The 21,485-nt window shown below is 41.6% G+C and carries 16 protein-coding genes, 2 rRNA genes and 1 riboswitch; of the genes, 17 read left to right on the forward strand and 1 reads right to left on the reverse strand.

The window, feature by feature from the left end:
* The first annotated feature begins 151 nt into the window (after positions 1–151).
* The 16 genes from ACB089_RS02295 (at position 152) to purD (ending at position 18,564) form a co-directional block, all read left to right on the forward strand.
* Positions 152–3,079 (forward strand): 23S ribosomal RNA (locus ACB089_RS02295).
* 186 nt (positions 3,080–3,265) lie between these two features.
* Positions 3,266–3,381 (forward strand): 5S ribosomal RNA (gene rrf / locus ACB089_RS02300).
* 922 nt (positions 3,382–4,303) lie between these two features.
* A complete protein-coding gene (locus tag ACB089_RS02305; protein WP_374965142.1) occupies positions 4,304–4,567 on the forward strand; it encodes a hypothetical protein in 264 nt (87 codons plus the stop codon).
* 444 nt (positions 4,568–5,011) lie between these two features.
* On the forward strand, positions 5,012–5,206 hold the full coding sequence (locus tag ACB089_RS02310) for an NETI motif-containing protein (RefSeq protein WP_374965144.1): 195 nt from the start codon (positions 5,012–5,014) through the stop codon (positions 5,204–5,206).
* 92 nt (positions 5,207–5,298) lie between these two features.
* Positions 5,299–5,397: riboswitch (purine riboswitch) on the forward strand.
* Positions 5,398–5,609: 212 nt separating this feature from the next.
* Entirely contained in the window at positions 5,610–6,098 is a 489-nt protein-coding gene (purE, locus tag ACB089_RS02315) for a 5-(carboxyamino)imidazole ribonucleotide mutase (protein WP_004225751.1), read from the forward strand.
* Positions 6,095–7,219: a 5-(carboxyamino)imidazole ribonucleotide synthase gene (gene purK / locus ACB089_RS02320; RefSeq protein ID WP_374965146.1), complete on the forward strand. Its 1,125-nt coding sequence runs from the start codon at positions 6,095–6,097 to the stop codon at positions 7,217–7,219. The genes purE and purK overlap by 4 nt, the downstream gene beginning before the upstream one ends.
* 13 nt (positions 7,220–7,232) lie before the next feature.
* A complete protein-coding gene (gene purB, locus ACB089_RS02325) occupies positions 7,233–8,528 on the forward strand; it encodes an adenylosuccinate lyase (RefSeq protein ID WP_374965148.1) in 1,296 nt (431 codons plus the stop codon).
* Between the two features lie 97 nt (positions 8,529–8,625).
* Positions 8,626–9,336: a phosphoribosylaminoimidazolesuccinocarboxamide synthase gene (purC, locus tag ACB089_RS02330; protein ID WP_374965150.1), complete on the forward strand. Its 711-nt coding sequence runs from the start codon at positions 8,626–8,628 to the stop codon at positions 9,334–9,336.
* 2 nt (positions 9,337–9,338) lie between these two features.
* On the forward strand, positions 9,339–9,587 hold the full coding sequence (gene purS / locus ACB089_RS02335; RefSeq protein WP_053482994.1) for a phosphoribosylformylglycinamidine synthase subunit PurS: 249 nt from the start codon (positions 9,339–9,341) through the stop codon (positions 9,585–9,587).
* A gap of 2 nt (positions 9,588–9,589) precedes the next feature.
* Entirely contained in the window at positions 9,590–10,273 is a 684-nt protein-coding gene (gene purQ, locus ACB089_RS02340) for a phosphoribosylformylglycinamidine synthase subunit PurQ (RefSeq protein WP_223556708.1), read from the forward strand.
* The gene (gene purL / locus ACB089_RS02345) at positions 10,260–12,494 is read left to right on the forward strand and encodes a phosphoribosylformylglycinamidine synthase subunit PurL (protein WP_374965152.1); all 2,235 of its coding nucleotides are present in this window, start codon (positions 10,260–10,262) and stop codon (positions 12,492–12,494) included. Before purQ ends, purL begins: the two co-directional genes overlap by 14 nt.
* Positions 12,470–13,894 (forward strand): amidophosphoribosyltransferase, encoded by a 1,425-nt coding sequence (purF, locus tag ACB089_RS02350; RefSeq protein WP_374965154.1) that lies wholly within the window; start codon positions 12,470–12,472, stop codon positions 13,892–13,894. Before purL ends, purF begins: the two co-directional genes overlap by 25 nt.
* A 77-nt stretch (positions 13,895–13,971) precedes the next feature.
* Positions 13,972–15,027, forward strand: coding sequence for a phosphoribosylformylglycinamidine cyclo-ligase (gene purM / locus ACB089_RS02355; protein WP_374965156.1), 1,056 nt, complete (start codon positions 13,972–13,974; stop codon positions 15,025–15,027).
* On the forward strand, positions 15,027–15,596 hold the full coding sequence (gene purN, locus ACB089_RS02360; RefSeq protein ID WP_374965158.1) for a phosphoribosylglycinamide formyltransferase: 570 nt from the start codon (positions 15,027–15,029) through the stop codon (positions 15,594–15,596). Before purM ends, purN begins: the two co-directional genes overlap by 1 nt.
* A gap of 110 nt (positions 15,597–15,706) precedes the next feature.
* Positions 15,707–17,233, forward strand: a complete 1,527-nt coding sequence (gene purH / locus ACB089_RS02365) for a bifunctional phosphoribosylaminoimidazolecarboxamide formyltransferase/IMP cyclohydrolase (RefSeq protein WP_368638618.1) — start codon at positions 15,707–15,709, stop codon at positions 17,231–17,233.
* 74 nt (positions 17,234–17,307) lie between these two features.
* Complete coding sequence (gene purD / locus ACB089_RS02370; RefSeq protein WP_374965160.1) at positions 17,308–18,564, forward strand: phosphoribosylamine--glycine ligase; 1,257 nt, start codon at positions 17,308–17,310, stop codon at positions 18,562–18,564.
* Between the two features lie 503 nt (positions 18,565–19,067).
* Here purD and ACB089_RS02375 read toward each other — a convergent pair.
* Positions 19,068–19,517, reverse strand: a complete 450-nt coding sequence (locus ACB089_RS02375; protein WP_375122128.1) for a hypothetical protein — start codon at positions 19,515–19,517, stop codon at positions 19,068–19,070.
* A gap of 200 nt (positions 19,518–19,717) precedes the next feature.
* On the opposite strand from ACB089_RS02375, the gene ACB089_RS02380 reads away from it, so the two are divergent.
* Positions 19,718–21,439: an adenine deaminase C-terminal domain-containing protein gene (locus ACB089_RS02380; protein WP_374965163.1), complete on the forward strand. Its 1,722-nt coding sequence runs from the start codon at positions 19,718–19,720 to the stop codon at positions 21,437–21,439.
* Positions 21,440–21,485 lie beyond the last annotated feature (46 nt).

The following is a 21,485-nucleotide window of genomic DNA, read 5'->3' on the forward strand; positions in this document are numbered from 1 at the left end:
GTTTGTAAGATTACGTTTTGCGTTCAGTTTTGAAGGTTCATTCTTCTGAATGAATTACTTCAAAACTTGTTCTTTGAAAACTGGATAAAACGACATTGAAATTGTAACAAACACATTTATTTTTTAAGTTTTTTTATAGGCTTAATAACTTGGTTAAGTTATTAAGGGCGCACGGCGAATGCCTTGGCACTAGGAGCCGAAGAAGGACGGCACTAACACCGATATGCTTCGGGGAGCTGTAAGTGAGCTTTGATCCGGAGATTTCCGAATGGGGGAACCCACTACGTTTAATCGCGTAGTATCTTGACGTGAATACATAGCGTCTTGAAGGCAGACCCAGGGAACTGAAACATCTAAGTACCTGGAGGAAGAGAAAGAAAAATCGATTCCCTGAGTAGCGGCGAGCGAAACGGGAAGAGCCCAAACCAAGAGGCTTGCCTCTTGGGGTTGTAGGACACTCTATACGGAGTTACAAAAGAGCGAGTTAGATGAAGCGACTTGGAAAGGTCCGCCAGAGCAGGTAAAAGCCCTGTAGTCGAAAGTTCGTTCTCTCCTGAGTGGATCCTGAGTACGGCGGAACACGTGAAATTCCGTCGGAATCCGGGAGGACCATCTCCCAAGGCTAAATACTACCTAGTGACCGATAGTGAACCAGTACCGTGAGGGAAAGGTGAAAAGCACCCCGGAAGGGGAGTGAAAGAGATCCTGAAACCGTGTGCCTACAAGTAGTTAGAGCCCGTTAATGGGTGATAGCGTGCCTTTTGTAGAATGAACCGGCGAGTTACGATTACGTGCGAGGTTAAGCTTTAGAAGGCGGAGCCGCAGCGAAAGCGAGTCTGAATAGGGCGAATTAGTACGTGGTCGTAGACCCGAAACCAGGTGATCTACCCATGTCCAGGGTGAAGGTGAGGTAACACTTACTGGAGGCCCGAACCCACGCACGTTGAAAAGTGCGGGGATGAGGTGTGGGTAGCGGAGAAATTCCAATCGAACTTGGAGATAGCTGGTTCTCTCCGAAATAGCTTTAGGGCTAGCCTCGTGATGAGAATACTGGAGGTAGAGCACTGTTTGGACTAGGGGGCCATCCCGGTTTACCGAATTCAGACAAACTCCGAATGCCAGATATTTATACACGGGAGTCAGACTGCGAGTGATAAGATCCGTAGTCAAAAGGGAAACAGCCCAGACCACCAGCTAAGGTCCCAAAGTAATCGTTAAGTGGAAAAGGATGTGGCGTTGCACAGACAACCAGGATGTTGGCTTAGAAGCAGCCATCATTTAAAGAGTGCGTAATAGCTCACTGGTCGAGTGACGCTGCGCCGAAAATGTATCGGGGCTAAACGATTCACCGAAGCTGTGGATTGACATCTACGATGTCAGTGGTAGGAGAGCGTTCTAAGTGCGTTGAAGTCAGACCGGAAGGACTGGTGGAGCGCTTAGAAGTGAGAATGCCGGTATGAGTAGCGAAAGACGGGTGAGAATCCCGTCCACCGTATGACTAAGGTTTCCTGAGGAAGGCTCGTCCGCTCAGGGTTAGTCGGGACCTAAGCCGAGGCCGATAGGCGTAGGCGATGGACAACAGGTTGATATTCCTGTACCACCTCCTCACCGTTTGAGAAATGGGGGGACGCAGTAGGATAGGGTAAGCGCGCCGTTGGTTGTGCGCGTCCAAGCAGTAAGGCGTGTGTGTAGGCAAATCCGCACACTGTAACGTTGAGCTGTGATGGCGAGTCCGTATGGACGAAGTTCCTGATTTCACACTGCCAAGAAAAGCCTCTATCGAGGTGAGAGGTGCCCGTACCGCAAACCGACACAGGTAGTCGAGGAGAGAATCCTAAGGTGTGCGAGAGAACTCTCGTTAAGGAACTCGGCAAAATGACCCCGTAACTTCGGGAGAAGGGGTGCTCTTGAGCGTGCAAGCGCATGAGAGCCGCAGTGAATAGGCCCAGGCGACTGTTTAGCAAAAACACAGGTCTCTGCAAAACCGTAAGGTGACGTATAGGGGCTGACGCCTGCCCGGTGCTGGAAGGTTAAGAGGAGTGGTTAGCGCAAGCGAAGCTGCGAATTGAAGCCCCAGTAAACGGCGGCCGTAACTATAACGGTCCTAAGGTAGCGAAATTCCTTGTCGGGTAAGTTCCGACCCGCACGAAAGGCGTAACGATCTGGGCACTGTCTCAACGAGAGACTCGGTGAAATTATAGTACCTGTGAAGATGCAGGTTACCCGCGACAGGACGGAAAGACCCCGTGGAGCTTTACTGTAGCCTGATATTGAATTTTGGTACAACTTGTACAGGATAGGTAGGAGCCAGAGATCTCGGAGCGCCAGCTTCGAAGGAGGCGTCGGTGGGATACTACCCTGGTTGTATTGAAATTCTAACCCATGCCCCTTAGCGGGGCAGGAGACAGTGTCAGGCGGACAGTTTGACTGGGGCGGTCGCCTCCTAAAAGGTAACGGAGGCGCCCAAAGGTTCCCTCAGAATGGTTGGAAATCATTCGTAGAGTGTAAAGGCACAAGGGAGCTTGACTGCGAGACCTACAAGTCGAGCAGGGTCGAAAGACGGGCTTAGTGATCCGGTGGTTCCGCATGGAAGGGCCATCGCTCAACGGATAAAAGCTACCCCGGGGATAACAGGCTTATCTCCCCCAAGAGTCCACATCGACGGGGAGGTTTGGCACCTCGATGTCGGCTCATCGCATCCTGGGGCTGTAGTCGGTCCCAAGGGTTGGGCTGTTCGCCCATTAAAGCGGTACGCGAGCTGGGTTCAGAACGTCGTGAGACAGTTCGGTCCCTATCCGTCGTGGGCGTAGGAAATTTGAGAGGAGCTGTCCTTAGTACGAGAGGACCGGGATGGACACACCGCTGGTGTACCAGTTGTCTTGCCAAAGGCATCGCTGGGTAGCTATGTGTGGACGGGATAAGTGCTGAAAGCATCTAAGCATGAAGCCCCCCTCAAGATGAGATTTCCCATTACGCAAGTAAGTAAGATCCCTCAAAGACGATGAGGTAGATAGGTTCGAGGTGGAAGTGTGGTGACACATGGAGCTGACGAATACTAATCGATCGAGGACTTAACCATAATGTTTGAAACATTCAATGCACGTTTATCCAGTTTTGAAAGAACAAAACCTTTCATATAAGGGTTTCAAGATACGAGTAGTTCGAGGAAGCGATGGAGAGAGGGAAGGAGCGTACTCAAGTACGTGACTGACTGAACGACAGAAGCTGACGCAGTAATACGCCGTGTATTGGAGGTCGAAAATAGTCTAGTGATGATGGCAAAGAGGTCACACCCGTTCCCATACCGAACACGGAAGTTAAGCTCTTTAGCGCCGATGGTAGTTGGGGGCTTCCCCCTGTGAGAGTAGGACGTCGCTAGGCACACAACAGCCACTGAGAAATCAGTGGTTTTTTTGTGCGGAAATAAGTAATTCTATAGCCTTGAATATTCTCGGTCAGGCTAGGTAAAGCTAGTTTTAATCTAAAAAAGCCAATAAAGTAGAGTCCTACCATGAGGTAACTTCCCTTGTATAAAACTTAGGATTTTAACTAGCTATTTGTGAATCTTTATATGGTTCCCTGTTTTGCAACATGACATAGATGCTTCAAAAGCATTCGTAGTATATGCCAACGAATGCTTTTTCTTGCCTCATTTGACTGCAATTTATTTATATTTCGTTTTTAAAGCTCGATTTCGACCCTAGATACTTTTCAAGTTGGTCTCACACAGACGGACATAATATATGTATTTCCCTGAGCGCCCTTGTACTTTTTCACTTGCCTGTAATTTCATGATTCCCAGGTGCAACTCCAGCTCAAAAAGCGAAAGGAACCCCCATATCTACGCTGTTTTCCGAAATAATGATTGCTGTCATATCTTTTTTAATACAAGGAATCGAAATTTACATAATCAATTTCGCCTTGGCATAATTTTGTCTGGAGAATGAAGATAAATTAAATTCTATTTAAGATAAGTGTGAATAGCCCGACGTCCCTTCTGAAACCCTAGCCTAGCAGACCGCCGGTGGAATACGTTTAGAATCATCGAACAGTAGGATAGAAGCACCGACAGGATGGATAGAATAATTGAATCGACTTATTAAAACATCAAACCGATGAATAGAACGTCATGAAGAGAGGTTCGTAGAAGGTTTCGGGAAGCTTCACACTGTGCCTCACCTCAACATTTGATATAGGATTATAGCTTAAAGTAAAAGTTGAACGAGCTTTACTAGCGGATTTAAAGTTAAAAAATTGAATAGATCTATAACACATATCGTTGTCTAATAATGGGGGAAATAAAATGAGGCATAACATTTTTTCTACTGTATCTATTTTATTATTAATGATAACATTTCTTATGTTTGGCTATGATCCAACAAAATGGTATGGTGGCTTTTTTAATTTCCTTTACGATATCAGTATTTTTACGCCATTAATATTAGGGGGACTAGGGATAATTAGCGCAAGTTTTGGCATTAAAGGTGATATCCGTACGGTTCTTATTGTGCTCCATGCTTTTTCATCATGCCTTTTCCTAGGTGCATATGTAAATTCTGTGAGCTAATGTCAAAACATCTGCTGACAAGAGGAACTGAGGCACATCCTGTAAAAACGATTGAGTGACCAACCACGTGTTGCCGCTGCCGCTTCGCTTTCGCGCAGATAAAATCCTGTTGTTGACGCTACGTTGGCACTGCGCTTTCGCACAAAAAACATCTGCCGCTGCCACTTCACTTTCGCGGAGATAAAACCTTTGTGCTGTCGCTACGCTTTCGTACAAAAAGCATTTGTTGGCCTAAAGTCTCTGGCGGATGTCACGGAATTAGAAAGATTTGAAAATCCTTAATAAAGAACTGCAGAGTTTATTCCTGCAGTTCTTTTTACTTTGTCCTCAAAAGTATAATTACTTTGAATTAATAAATCATACATACTAAATGAAGAATCACAAGGTATAATGGAACTCATACGAGGAAAAATAATTGGATACAAGATTGAAAGGGCGAAAGATTTGGGGAAAAAACAAATTTGGTATGAAGTAGAAGAAAACGAGTCAATTGAAGATTGTTTGGCAAGAATGCGTCGAGATGGTTATATGGCAGTGGGACGAAAAGAAGAGCCCGTTTTCCACTTAGTTAATGGAGAACCAACGTATTTACGTCAAAAAATACAATTTAAAGCGATGAACTGTCAAGATTTTGAGTAGATTTGACTAAAATCCGAACGTTTATAAATAGCTAAAATAAAATGTTCGCATTTTGCATTGACGATAGTGAAATCACTTGTTAAAATGTGAGTAGGAAAAACAAATAAGTCCCACATATATGCTAGAGGATTGGCTCTAGTGTCTCTACCCGGCACCGTAAATGCTGGACTATGCGGGAAAGCACTTTTGGCGTGTTACGAGAAGGGATATGTACTGATATGTACATTTGCATATTCTTTTCATAATAAGTCCTCAAGTAAACTGCTTTCACGTGTATGGTAGAGAGTAGTTTATTTGGGGATTTTCTTTGTACAAAAAGTAAAGAATTGCAGTAGCTATTTGAAGAATAGAGGCTTGCACAATATTTGATCATTTTTCTATCGTTTAAAAGGAGCGACAATTCATGAATCCGAAAATCGGTGTGATTATGGGTAGTTCAAGTGACTGGGAAACAATGAAACATGCATGTGATATATTAGACGAATTACAAGTACCGTACGAGAAAAAGGTTGTATCTGCACATCGTACTCCTGATTTAATGTTTGAGTATGCAGAAGCAGCGCGGGAGCGAGGTATTCAAGTAATTATTGCGGGTGCTGGTGGTGCTGCGCATTTACCTGGAATGGTAGCAGCTAAAACAACGTTACCAGTAATCGGTGTACCTGTGCAATCTCGTGCTCTTAACGGTCTTGATTCTCTATTATCAATCGTTCAAATGCCTGGCGGTGTACCTGTAGCAACAGTAGCGATTGGCAAAGCAGGAGCGACTAATGCAGGCTTGCTAGCGGCGCAAATTTTGTCAACAACAGACGCAGAGCTTGCTAATAAACTAGATGCTAGACGTGAAGCCACAAAGCAACAAGTATTGGAAAGCACAGGTGACTTAGTGTGACAAAGATTATTTATCCAGGGCAAACGATAGGCATTATCGGAGGAGGACAGCTTGGCCGTATGATGGCACTTGCTGCTAAAGAAGTAGGCTTTAAAATTGCCGTTCTTGAACCATCAATGGACTCGCCATGTGGACAGGTTGCAGATATACGTATTGTAGCACCATATGATGATGAGGCAGCTTTAGAAGAGCTTGCTGAGGTAAGTGACGTTATAACGTATGAGTTTGAAAATATCGATTACGAAGGCTTAAAACGTTTAACTCAGATTGCTTATGTTCCGCAGGGTCCAGAGCTAGTGCGCATTACTCAAGATCGTGTGACTGAGAAGGAAGCGATTGTGAACGCAGGTTGTCCAGTAGCACCTTATATTGTTGCGAATACATATGAGGAATTAGTAGCCAATATCGATAAGATTGGTTATCCTTGTATAGTCAAAACAGCAAGAGGCGGTTACGATGGCAAAGGGCAGCAGCTTTTAAAATCTGTAGAAGACCTACCATTCGCAAAAGACCTTTTCTCTCATTCACAATGTATTGCTGAGGGATTTGTACCTTTCGCGAAAGAGATATCGGTCATTGTCCAAAGAAACGGTAATGGTGAATCATATTGTCAGCCAGTTGGAGAAAATATTCATGTTCATCATATTTTACACGAAACGATCGTACCGGCCCGTATAAAAGAAGAAACAGCACTGGCTGCAGAAAGAGAAGCCTTGAAGATTGCTGATTACTTACATTTAGTAGGGACACTAGCTGTAGAAATGTTTGTATTAGAAGATGGTGGAATCGTAATTAATGAATTAGCACCAAGACCTCATAATTCAGGTCACTATTCAATCGAAGCATGTAATGTTTCACAGTTCCATCAGCATATTCGCGCTATTTGTGGTTGGCCACTACGTAAACCACAACTTTGGGCACCATCTATTATGGTAAATGTTTTAGGGCAGCATGTAATGCCACTGAGTAACTCAATTGCTAAATATCCTGAATGGTCTATACATCTTTATGGGAAAGCTGAAGCTAAGGTGAACCGTAAGATGGGCCACGTAACGATTATGACAAAAAACTTAGAAGAAACACTACAACAAATCGAGAGTTCTGGCATTTGGTCAGAATAGAAGGAGAAACGCAATGATCGAACGTTACACAAGACCCGAAATGGGCGCAATTTGGACAGAACAAAATAAATATCAAGCTTGGCTAGAAGTTGAAATTTTAGCATGTGAGGCTTGGGCAGAATTAGGCGACATTCCAAAAGAAGATGTAGCTAAAATACGTGAAAATGCTTCATTTGATGTAAATCGTATTTTAGAGATTGAGCAAGAAACTCGTCATGATGTTGTAGCATTCACTCGTGCCGTATCTGAAACACTTGGTGAAGAGCGAAAATGGGTGCACTATGGTTTAACTTCAACGGACGTAGTTGACACGGCCCTTTCTTATTTAATTAAACAAGCGAATGATATTTTACGTAAAGACATCGTGAATTTCATTGATATTATAGCAGCGAAAGCAAAAGAGCATAAGCATACGGTCATGATGGGACGTACACATGGTGTTCATGCTGAGCCAACGACTTTTGGTTTAAAACTAGGTTTATGGTATGAAGAAATGAAGCGTAACCTTGAGCGCTTTGAAGCGGCAGCAAAAGTAATTGAAACAGGGAAAATGTCTGGAGCAGTTGGAACATATGCCAATATCGATCCTCGAGTTGAGCAATATGTATGCGATAAATTAGGACTTACAGCATCACCTATTTCAACACAAACATTGCAACGTGATCGCCATGCACAGTATTTAGGTGCTTTGGCATTAATCGCAACATCAATAGAAAAATTTGCAACAGAAATTCGCGGCTTGCAGAAATCTGAAACGCGAGAAGTTGAAGAAGCCTTTGCAAAAGGGCAAAAAGGTTCGTCAGCGATGCCGCATAAACGTAATCCAATCGGGTCTGAAAATATGGTTGGGTTGTCACGTTTAATGCGTGGTTATATGGTGACGGCTTATGAAAACGTAGCTTTATGGCATGAACGTGATATTTCACATTCATCTGCAGAGCGCGTCATTTTACCGGATGCAACGATTACACTGAACTATATGTTAAATCGCTTCGGTAACCTTGTGAAAAACTTAACAGTATTCCCTGAAAACATGAAACGTAATATGGGTCGCACATTCGGTTTAATTTACTCTCAACGTATTCTATTAGCACTTATCGATAAAGGATTAGTGCGTGAGGAAGCGTATGATACAGTACAACCTTTAGCGATGCAGGCGTGGGACGAGCAAGTGCAGTTCCGTACGTTAGTCGATGCAAGTGAAAAAATTACATCTCATTTAACGAAGGAAGAGCTAGATGAGTGCTTCGACTACAACTACCATTTACAGCATGTAGACATGATTTTTGAACGTCTTGGACTTAACTAAGTAGAGCCACTAGCGGATGTTACAGAATTGAATCGTTGTACGATCGATTCAATTCTGAACCCGCATGTATTTCATAATATCCAGGGGGAATAACGAAATGACTAAAGGTCAACTTTTGTATGAAGGTAAAGCAAAAAAATTGTATACAACAGAGGAGCCAAATGTTCTACTCGTTGAGTACAAGGATAGTGCAACAGCATTTAATGGTGAGAAAAAAGAAGAGATTGAAGGAAAAGGCATATTAAACAATCGCATTACTTCGTTAATTTTCGAAAAATTACAAGCTTACGGAATTGCGTCACATTTCGTGAAACAATTGTCTGATACGCAACAGCTTGTAAAACAGGTAGATATTATTCCGATTGAGGTCGTTGTTCGTAATATAGCGGCTGGTAGCTTAGCGAAACGCCTTGGCTTTGAGGAAGGTTCACCATTAAAACGCCCAATCGTTGAGTTTTATTATAAAGACGACGAGCTTGGTGATCCGCTCATTTCAACGGAACATATTGATGCACTTGATCTTGCAACTCCTGAAGAAGTGACAGCCATTTATGACGGTGCACTAGCTGTTAACAAAGTGCTACAGCCAATATTTGCAGATGTCAACGTTACGCTAATTGACTTTAAATTAGAGTTCGGACGTGACCATGACGGAAATGTACTACTGGCAGATGAAATATCACCAGATACTTGCAGACTTTGGGATGCTACTACAAAGCAAAAGTTAGACAAAGATGTCTTTCGTAGAGACCTTGGTAATTTAACTGAAGTTTATACTATTATACTTTCTAGACTCGGAGGCAAATAACAATGAAAAAAGTTAAAATTTACGTAACATTACGCGAGAGCATTCTTGATCCACAAGGTTCAGCCGTACAAGGTTCTTTAGTAAAAATGGGTTACGCTGAAGTAGAAGATTTACGTATCGGTAAATATCTTGAACTAACAATTAAAGATACAGAACGTGACATTGATACTCTAGTAAAAGAAATGTGTGAAAAGGTTTTAACTAACGTTGTAATCGAAGACTACCGTTACGAAGTCGAGGAGGCTAACTAATCATGAAATTCGCAGTACTCGTATTCCCTGGGTCAAACTGTGATATCGATATGTATCATGCGATTAAAGACGAGCTAGGTGAAGAAGTAGAATATGTATGGCATACAGAAACAGATTTAAGTAGCTTTGATGGTATTTTAGTTCCAGGAGGCTTCTCATACGGGGATTATCTTCGCTGTGGTGCGATGGCAAACCAATCTAATATTATGGCAGAGGTCAAGAAAGCAGCGGATGCTGGAAAGCCAGTATTAGGAGTATGTAATGGATTCCAAATCTTAACTGAAGCAGGTTTATTACCAGGTGCATTACTTCGCAACAAAAATTTAAAATTCATGTGCCGTACAATCCAGCTTAAGGTTGAGAACAACAATACATTATTTACAAACCAATATGAACAAGGTCAAATGATCAATATTCCAATCGCACATGGTGAAGGCAACTACTACTGTGATGAGGAAACGCTACAAAAATTAAAAGACAACAATCAAATCGTATTCACGTACTCAGGTGAAAATCCAAACGGTTCTTTAGAAGATATCGCGGGGATTGTAAACGAGCGCGGCAATGTATTAGGTATGATGCCTCACCCAGAGCGAGCTGTTGATGCACTAGTGGGCGGAGCAGACGGTCTAGCAGTATTTAAATCAATTGTGAAGCAGTGGAGGGAAAATCATGTCAACAACTAAGTTTGAGCCAACAGCACAGCAAATTAAAGATGAAAAGCTATACGCTGGTATGGGGATGTCAGACGAAGAATTTGCAATGGTAGAAGGTATTTTAGGACGTCTACCAAACTGGACAGAGACAGGTCTTTTCTCAGTAATGTGGTCTGAGCACTGCTCATACAAAAATTCAAAACCAGTGTTACGTAAATTCCCTACAAAGGGTCCTCAAGTTTTACAAGGTCCAGGTGAAGGTGCTGGGATTGTAGATATTGGTGACGAACAAGCAGTTGTATTTAAAATGGAATCACATAACCACCCATCGGCAATCGAGCCATATCAAGGTGCTGCAACGGGTGTTGGTGGTATTATCCGTGACGTTTTCTCGATGGGGGCACGTCCAATAGCGATGCTGAACTCACTACGTTTTGGCGAATTAAAATCAGCGCGTGGTAAATATTTATTTGAAGAGGTAGTTGCTGGTATCGCAGGTTACGGTAACTGTATCGGGATTCCTACTGTAGGTGGCGAGATTCAATTTGATCCTTGTTATGAAGGCAATCCACTTGTTAATGCAATGTGTGTAGGTTTAATTGACCATAAAGATATTCAACGTGGAATCGCAGCTGGCGTAGGAAATACAGTAATGTATGTTGGCGCAAAAACAGGTCGTGATGGTATCCATGGTGCAACATTCGCATCTGAAGAGTTAACAGAAGAATCAGAGAACCAACGTCCTGCAGTCCAAGTAGGGGATCCATTCATGGAGAAACTTTTACTTGAAGCGTGTTTAGAAGTAGTAAAATCTGACGCTCTAGTAGGTATTCAAGATATGGGGGCTGCTGGTCTAACTTCTTCATCAGCAGAAATGGCTTCTAAGGCTGGTTCTGGCGTAGAAATGAACTTAGACTTAGTTCCACAACGTGAGACAGGCATGACAGCCTATGAAATGATGCTATCTGAATCTCAGGAGCGTATGCTACTTGTTGTGAAAAAAGGTCGCGAAGATGAAATTAAAGCGATCTTTGATAAATATGATTTAGATGCTGTGGCAATTGGTCGAGTGACAGATGATAAAATGCTTCGCTTATTACACAATGGTGAAGTTGTAGCTGAAGTACCTGCTGATGCACTTGCAGAAGATGCACCAGTTTATCATAAGCCATCTGCAGAGCCTGCTTACTATGGTGAGTTCCAAGCGATGGAAAACATTGAACCAGTTGTAACAGATAACAAAGAAACATTAAATGCACTTTTAAAAGCGCCAACAATCGCTTCAAAAGAGTGGGTTTACGATCAATATGATTATCAAGTACGTACATCAACAGTCGTTGCACCAGGTTCTGATGCAGCAGTTATCCGTGTTCGCGGTACAAACAAAGGCTTAGCGATGACGACAGACTGTAACTCTCGTTATATTTACCTAGATCCAGAGGTGGGCGGTGCTATTGCTGTAGCAGAGGCAGCTCGTAATATTGTAGCAACTGGTGGTACACCATTAGCGATTACTGACTGCTTAAACTTCGGTAATCCTGAGAAACCAGAAATCTTCTGGCAAATTGAAAAATCAGCTGATGGTATTTCAGCAGCTTGTACGGCACTGAATGCACCTGTAATCGGTGGTAACGTATCTCTTTATAACGAACGTTCTGGAGAAGCGGTTTACCCAACACCAACAATCGGTATGGTTGGTCTAATTGAAGATTTAGCACATGTAACAACACAAGAAGTGAAGGCTACTGGCGATGTAGTATTTGTGATCGGTGATACAAAAACTGAATTTGGTGGGTCTGAGCTTCAAAAATTATTAAATAATGGGGTTATTTCAGGAAAAGCACCAGCTATTGACTTGGATATTGAAGCTGCACGTCAACAAGCATTGCTAAAAGCAATTAAAGCAGGAATCGTACAATCTGCACATGATGTAGCAGAAGGTGGTCTTGCAGTAGCGCTTGCTGAAACAACATTTGGCGCAAATGGCTTAGGTGTTGAGGTTACATTAACTGGCTCTGCAACTACAGCATTATTTAGTGAAACACAATCTCGTTTCGTTGTATCAGTAAAAGAAGAAAATGCAGCTGAATTTGTAGAGATTGTAAAAGATGCACAAAAAATCGGTGTCGTAACAAACAATGCGCTAGTTAAAATTAACGGTGACAACGGTGTGCTTGTAGAAGGTACAGTGGAGGAATTCCGTTCTAATTGGAAAGGAGCAATCCCATGCTTGCTGAACTCAGAGGCTTAAACGAAGAATGTGGGGTGTTTGGTATTTGGGGTAACCCAAGTCCAGCACACCTTAGTTATTACGGGCTTCATGCTCTTCAACACCGTGGCCAAGAAGGCGCAGGAATTGTCGTTTCTGACGGGCAGCATCTTCGCGCGGTGAAAGGCGAAGGACTAGTTAATGATGTTTTCAACGAAGAGAAATTAAAGGCGGTTAACGGAAAAGCAGCCATTGCTCATGTTCGTTATACGACTGCCGGTGGAGGCGGTATTGAAAATGTACAACCGTTATTATTCCACTCCTCAACTGGTAGCCTTTCAATTGCTCATAACGGTAACTTAGTCAATGCAACGCATTTAAAACAGTATTTAGAGCGACAAGGTAGTATTTTTCATTCTAGCTCTGATACAGAAGTGCTAGCGCATCTTATTAAGAAAAGCTCGCATTCACCATTCCGTGCAAAGGTGAAAAATGCCCTTTCATTATTAAAGGGTGCGTATTCATTCTTAATTATGACGAAAGATGAAATGCTTGTTGCACGTGATCCACATGGTTTACGTCCATTATCTCTTGGAAAGCTAGGAGATGGCTGGGTTGTAGCCTCTGAAACTTGTGCATTTGATTTAATAGGTGCGGAATTTGTTCGATCTGTTGAACCAGGTGAGTTATTAATTATTAACGACGAGGGTGTCAAATCTGATCGTTTCGCAGATATGAATAAACGTGCAATGTGCGCGATGGAGTACGTTTATTTAGCACGTCCTGACTCTGATATTGATGGTATTAACGTTCATATGGCACGTAAACGTATGGGGAAACAGCTTGCTCGTGAATGTGCACACATTGAAGCTGATGTTGTAACTGGTGTACCTGATTCAAGTATTTCTGCAGCTATCGGCTTTGCAGAGGAAAGTGGTATCCCATATGAGCTGGGTCTTATTAAAAATCGTTATGTAGGTCGTACATTTATTCAACCAACACAGGAATTACGTGAACGCGGTGTGAAAATGAAGCTTTCTCCAGTTGTTCAAGTCGTAAAAGGTAAACGAGTAGTGATGGTGGATGATTCAATCGTTCGTGGTACAACTTCACGACGTATTGTAAAAATGTTAAAAGATGCAGGCGCGGCAGAAGTACATGTTGTCATTTCTTCACCACCAATGACGGATCCTTGCTATTATGGCATCGATACTTCAACGCATGAGGAACTGATTGCATCGAGCCACAATGTAGAGGAAATCCGTGACGCGATAGGAGCCGATTCATTAACATTCCTTTCCGTTGAAGGTATGGTAGAGACGATTGCAAGACCATATGAAGATGAAAACCGTGGACTATGCTTAGCTTGTTTTACAGGCAAATATCCAACGGAAATTTTTCCAGATACAATCTTACCACATGAAAAAGAACTATTACGTTAAGAAAAACATCTAACTATGCCTAGCTATTTTAGATTCAGATGTGCTAAGGCAATTTGGATGATAAGGAGGAACTCTGCGTGTCAAAAGCATATGAACAAGCAGGTGTAAATATTGAAGCGGGCTATGAAGCCGTAAAACGAATGAAGTCTCACGTTGAACGTACAAACCGTCTAGGTGTGATGGGAACGTTTGGTGGCTTTGGTGGTATGTTTGACTTGTCAGAACTAAATCTTAAGGAACCTGTTCTTATTTCAGGTACAGATGGTGTTGGGACAAAGCTAAAGCTAGCATTTATGGTGGACAAGCATGACACGATTGGTGTGGACTGTGTAGCGATGTGTGTCAATGATATTGTAGCGCAAGGTGCTGAACCACTTTACTTTTTAGACTATGTAGCTCTTGGAAAGGCTGAGCCAGCGAAAATTGAACAAATTGTAAAAGGCGTTGCGGATGGCTGTGTGCAATCTGGTGCGGCATTAATCGGTGGTGAAACTGCAGAGATGCCTGGTCTTTACGAAGAAGATGAGTATGATTTGGCTGGTTTTGCAGTAGGAGCTTGTGAAAAATCTGCCATCGTAACAGGTGAGAACATCGTAGAAGGTGATGTGCTTGTTGGTATTGCTTCAAGTGGTGTGCATTCAAATGGTTACTCATTAGTACGAAAAATTGTCTTTGCTGATCATAATTACGCTGTTGATTCCATTGTGGAAGGCTTTGAGGATCTTGGTCCTATCGGGGAAGCTTTGTTGGTGCCAACAAAACTATATGCAAAACCTGTGCTTGCAGCTTTAAAAGCAGCAGACGTTCATGGCTGTGCACATGTAACTGGCGGTGGCTTTTATGAAAATCTACCTCGTATGATGCCTGAAGGTTTAGCAACTGAAATTGACTTAGGTGCTTGGCCTGTCTTACGTATATTTGAGTTTTTAAAAGAAAAAGGACAGCTAGAAGACAAAGATTTATATAATGTCTTTAACATGGGTATTGGCTTCGTTTTAGCTGTACCAGCAGATGAAGTAGATAAAGTGCTTGCAACAGTAGAAGCAAATGGAGAAAAGGCATATAAAATCGGTCGCGTTGTGAAAGGCGATGGTGTTGTATTCAATGGCTCACATGATGGGAGTTTAGTGTAATGACTGCACCAACTAAAATTGCCGTTTTTGCTTCAGGCAGCGGTAGTAACTTTCAGGCCATTCAAGAGGCCATTGAACGTGGCGAACTGAATGCAAAGGTCGAACTTGTTGTTACAGATAAGCCTGGTGCGTATGTAGTTACACGTGCTGAAAACTTTAATATACCAGTGCTAGCTTTAAGTCCAAAAGAGTTTGCTTCAAAAGCAGATTATGAGACTGCTATAATCGAGGCTCTTCATGAATGTCATGTGGAATGGATCGTGCTTGCAGGTTATATGCGCTTAATTAGTGACGTATTACTAACGGCATATCCACAGCGCATTGTGAATATTCATCCTTCACTATTACCAGCTTTCCCTGGAAAGGATGCCATCGGCCAAGCGATGGAACATGGCGTCAAGATAACAGGCGTAACTGTGCATTTTGTAGATGAAGGTATGGACACAGGCCCTATTATTGCACAAGCGGCAGTGTCAGTTGTTGATGGTAATCGTGAGGCAACAGAAACGGCAGTTCATAAGGAAGAGCATGTACTATATACAAAAGCTTTACAGCAGTTATTAAAGTAATTCAGTGGTGAGGAGTTAGGTCTTCTGGAACAATACAGCCTAACTCTACTCTATCAATAATAGCAAGACATATTCGTGGCAAACACGATGAAAATTAGGAGGATATCGTTGTGACAAAACGTGCATTAATCAGTGTTTCCAATAAAGATGGTATTTTAGAATTTGCAAAAGAATTAGTAGCATTAGGTTATGAAATTTTATCAACTGGTGGTACGAAAAAAATGTTACAAGACAATAATGTTGCCGTAACAGCAGTAGATGAAGTAACTAAATTCCCTGAAATTCTAGATGGTCGTGTAAAAACGTTAAATCCAATGATTCATGGTGGATTATTAGGAAAGTTTGATGACGCGTCTCATCAAGCACAAATGAATGAGCATGGAATTGAGCCAATTGAGATTGTTTGTGTTAATCTTTACCCGTTCGTTGAAACAATTTCAAAGCCTAATGTAACATGGGACGATGCGATCGAAAATATTGATATCGGTGGTCCAACAATGTTACGTTCTGCAGCAAAAAACCATCAATATGTTACAGTCATTGTAGATAGCAATGACTATGCGAACGTATTAGAGGAACTAAAGGCACAGGGTGCAACGACAATTGAAACACGTCGTAAGTTAGCTGCGAAAGTTTTCCGTCACACAGCCGCTTATGATTCATATATATCAAACCACTTAACAGAAGAAGAGTTCCCTGAGAGCTTAACAATGACATATGAATTAAAACAGAACTTACGCTATGGAGAGAATCCTCATCAAAAAGCCGCTTTCTATCAAAAACGTCTGGGCTCTGAATTCTCATTAGCTTATGCAACGCAACTACATGGTAAAGAATTATCATACAACAATATTCAAGATGGGAATGCAGCATTACAAATTGTAAAAGAGTTTGAAATGCCTGCAGCAGTAGCTGTAAAGCATATGAACCCTTGTGGTGTTGGTACAGGTGAAACTTTAGAAGAGGCATTTGATAAAGCATACGAAGCAGACTCAACTTCAATTTTTGGTGGCATTATTGCATTAAACATGGAAGTAGATGCAGCAACTGCTGAAAAATTAAGCCATATCTTTTTAGAAATTATTATTGCACCATCATTCTCTCAAGAAGCACTTGATATTTTAACGAAGAAGAAGAATATTCGCTTATTAACAATTCCTTTCGAGCAAGCAAAACAAGATCAATTCAATGTAGTATCGGTTGAAGGTGGTCTTCTTGTACAAGAACCAGATCGCTATGGATTTGCAAATGCAGATATTAAAGTAGTGACAGACCGTGAACCGACAGCACAAGAATGGGAAGCATTACAACTTGGCTGGGCAGTTGTGAAACATGTGAAATCAAACGCAATCGTTGTGACGGATTCTCAAATGACTCTTGGTGTTGGTGCTGGTCAAATGAACCGTGTTGGAGCGGCTAAAATCGCTTTTGAGCAAGCTGGAGAAAAGGCAAAAGGTGCAGCATTAGCATCAGACGCATTCTTCCCAATGAACGATACAGTAGAAGCGGCTGCAGCGGCGGGCATTACAGCTATTATTCAACCAGGTGGATCTATTAAAGACCAGGATTCCATCGATAAAGCAAATGAGTACGGTATTACAATGGTATTCACTGGCGTACGTCATTTCAAACACTAATTAGAATATGTTAAAAACTAGACCGAGATGTTGGCTCATCTCGGTCTTACTTACAAATAGGAGGATTCCCTAAAATGAACGTATTAGTAATTGGAAGTGGCGGTCGTGAGCATGCTATCGCTAAACAATTTAATATTTCACCATCTGTCAATAAAGTATTTGTAGCACCTGGTAATGACGGTATGAGAGGCGATGCAGAAATCGTTGCTATTGATACAATGGATTTTGCAGGACTAGCACAATTTGCGAAAGAAAATGCAGTAGATTTAACTTTTGTTGGTCCTGAGCAACCACTTGCTGAAGGAATCGTGGATTTCTTTACTACTCGTGGCTTACGAGTATTTGGTCCAACAAAGGCAGCAGCACAAATCGAAAGCAGTAAATCATACGCTAAGGATATTATGAATAAATATCAGATCCCAACAGCAGCCCATGAAACGTTCACTGAAGCAGATAAGGCTATAGCATATATTAAAGAACAAGGTGCACCAATTGTGATCAAGGCAGACGGTTTGGCTGCTGGTAAAGGTGTAGTTGTAGCAATGACTGAAGATGAAGCCATTGAAGCTGTACAAGATATGATAGGTAACCAACGCTTTGGAGAATCATCTTCTCGTGTTGTTATTGAAGAATTCCTAGACGGGGAAGAATTCTCCTTTATGTCATTTGTCCATAAAGGACAGATTTATCCAATGGTCATTGCTCAGGACCACAAACGTGCATATGATGGCGATAAAGGACCTAACACTGGTGGTATGGGAGCCTATTCACCAGTACCTCAAATTTCACAAGAAGTAGTGGACGTTGCTTATCAAACAATTGTTGAGCCAACGGTAAAGGGTATGGAGGCAGATGGTGTATCGTTTACAGGGATCCTATATGCAGGATTGATTTTAACGAAAAACGGTCCGAAGGTGATTGAGTTTAATGCACGCTTTGGAGATCCAGAAACACAAGTAGTTTTACCACGTATGGCATCTGACTTTGGTGAATTTATGATGGCATTAATGGATGAAAAGCCATTCGATCTACAATGGTCTGAAGAAGCAATGCTTGGTGTGGTTATAGCTGCAGAAGGTTATCCTGGGGACGTTGCAAAAGGAAATGCATTACCTAACTTAGAGGCTCTTTCAGCTTCACATGCAGTATTCCATGCAGGTACAAAGCATGTCGATGGGAAGTTTGTCGGTAATGGTGGCCGCGTTTTATTAGTTGGAGCAAAAGCATCTACTTTAAAAGAAGCACAAGAAAAAGTTTACGCAGGCATTGCAACAGAAAAATGGGACAATTTCTTCTTCCGTAAAGATATCGGCTGGCGCACGTTTAAGTAGTATAATATCAGGCGTGTCGACTTCGAAAATATAAGTTGTTTATAGGCGCCCATTCTAGTTGATTGTAGTGGAGTCTGGGCGTTGGGAATCAGCGTCACAGATGAGACCTTGGAGCAAAGCGAATAGGGGAACGATAGTTGGCGAGCGGTAATTAACCCCTCGTTGTGGTAATATGTCATACAAGTATTTTTAATAAATTTTGGTCCATCATCGTAATTTAGAGATGACATTTTGTTAAAACGTATGCCATGCAAATAGTTGATTGTAGTGGAGGCTAGGCGACTCCTTGGGGATTAGCGTCACAGATGAGACCCTGGAGCGAGCAACGCGAGTGAAGCGGCTCATCGGACGCCCCCAGGAAAGCGCCTAGCCGGAACGGAAATCAACCCTACGCTTAAATTAAATATATAATTTTTCATACTTTGAAACTTCTTATTGTTTTCAAACGTATGATGGATAAGGGAAGAGCCGTCTCAAAAATACAGTTGAGACGGCTCCTTTGACTAAGAAGGATTTTGTGCTTTATTTGTAGAATTTTTATTGACTGAGGAATTTTGAGTTGAAGTGCTGGCGTCAGGTTGCTTTGCAGTAGTAGCAGTTGATGCTGACGTATTTCCAGATATAGCAGAGGAGAAATCCTTCATGAGTTTATCGATTTGTTCAGATGACATAGGATTTTGGCCGCTGAACATACTTTGCATAGAAGAGTTGCCGGTGCTATTGTTATTGCTGTTGCCCATAGAATTCTCCATACAAGAGCTCATTAAAGCTTTAGTTGGGCAGTATTTGAAGATACCCTCAGCCATTTTCATGGCACCTAATGCAATCATTAATCGACCTTTCGTACAATCAGGATTTCTTGAGACCTTGGCGATTCCATATGCCGTCATACTTGTACCCATGGCAAATCGACAGAAGGCATTTTTTTCACTTAAGTTAGCTTGTTGCATCATCATATTTCCTCCTTTAGTCATTGTGGAAAAAATAAAGCGGGGGGCACTTTGCTTTATGAAAGTGCTGTGTTACGATTGAAACAAGATGATTGCATAAAGGACTATTTTTAGGGAAAAAAGCGTTTATGCAGTAGTAGTATGTGATTTCAAGTTGAATTTACACAATGAAATTTTACGTAATTTAGGAAGGAGCGAATAGAATGGATCCAGTATGGAAAATAACAGAATTACGCCAACAATTAGCTGTTATTGATGGCAAAAAAGCACCAGATATTGTTTTAAAAAATGCACGTTATTTACATAGCATGCTCAAACAATGGATAGTAGGGAACATTTGGATTTTAGGAGACCGTATTGTCTATGCTGGTGATAGAATGCCTCCGTTATTAGAAGGGACAGAAGTGGTCGATTGTACGAATAAAATAATCGTACCAGGATATATTGAACCACATGTTCATCCGTTCCAATTATATCATCCACAATCTTTTGCTGATTTTTGTGGACAGCTCGGAACTACAACTTTTATTTCTGATAATTTAAGCTTCGTTTTATCTTTAGAAAATAAGAAAGCGTTTTCAATACTGAATGATTTGAAAAAGCTACCATTTTCATTTTATTGGTGGACACGTTTCGATTCACAAACTGAAATGGAACAAGAGGAAGAAATTTTCTCTAATACATCCATTTTAGAATGGTTAGAGCGAGATGATGTTTTACTTGGTGGCGAATTAACAGGCTGGCCAAGGTTGTTACATGGTGATGACCAAATGCTATATCGTATGCAAATGGCTAAGGGCTATGGGAAAAAAATAGAAGGGCACTTCCCAGGAGCATCAGAACGAACTTTAGCACGTATGAAGCTACTTGGTGCAGATGGTGATCATGAAGCTATGACAGTGGAAGAAGTGGAACGACGTATTATGCAAGGATATGCTGTGACATTGCGTCATTCTTCCATTCGCCCAGATTTACCAAATTTGTTGAAGGGAATCGTTGAAAAAGAGCTACCTATTTTTGACCATTTAATGATGACAACAGATGGCTCACCACCGTCATTCCATGAGGATGGTGTGATGGATAAATGTATTCAGGTAGCCTTAGATGCAGGTGTAGCACCAATAGATGCCTATCAAATGGCATCCTATAATGTGGCTTGCTATTATAATATGTCCAACCTACATGGCTTTATCGCAACTGGTCGATTTGCTTCACTCAACATTTTACAAGATGAATGGCATCCAGTTCCTGAAAGCGTACTATCAAAAGGAGTTTGGTTAAAACGCGATGGAGAGCAAGTGCAAAGGCTTGCGGCAATTGATTATTCAGCGTTACCTGAATTTAATTTAGATTTTTCATTAACGTCACATGATTTTCAATTCTCGATGCCGTTTGGAATTGAGCTAATCAATGATGTTATTACGAAACCATATAACTCGTTAATTACTAGAGAAGGGCAGCTAGCAAATCATGATGAATGCTATTTAATGCTCATCAATAGAGAAGGTAATTGGCATGTTAACACGATGATTAAAGGCTTTGCTACTAGTGTTCAAGGCTTTGCCTCATCTTATTCGTATACAGGCGACATTTTACTTATCGGAAAAAATAAAGAAGATATGATCAAAGCCTTTGAAGAGATGAAGGCAATGCGTGGTGGTATCGTACTTGTTGAAAAAGGAGAAGTAGTTTCTGCTATACCATTGACTATTGGCGGTTTTTTATATGATGGCGATGTTAAGGAGTTAACAGAAAAAGAGAAGAACTTAAAACAAGCATTGGCAGAACGCGGTTACCACTTAGGAGACGCCATTTATTCTTTAGTGTTTTTACAATCTACTCATTTACCATATATCCGTATAACACCAAAAGGGATTTTTGATGTTATGAAGAATAAGTTATTATTACCAGCAGTTATGCGCTAGTTAAAGTTTCACTATAGCGTTTCAATGGATAAAAGGAGAGTAATAC

The sequence above is a fragment of the Lysinibacillus sp. RS10 genome (assembly GCF_041956855.1).
GTDB lineage: Bacteria > Bacillota > Bacilli > Bacillales_A > Planococcaceae > Lysinibacillus > Lysinibacillus xylanilyticus_A.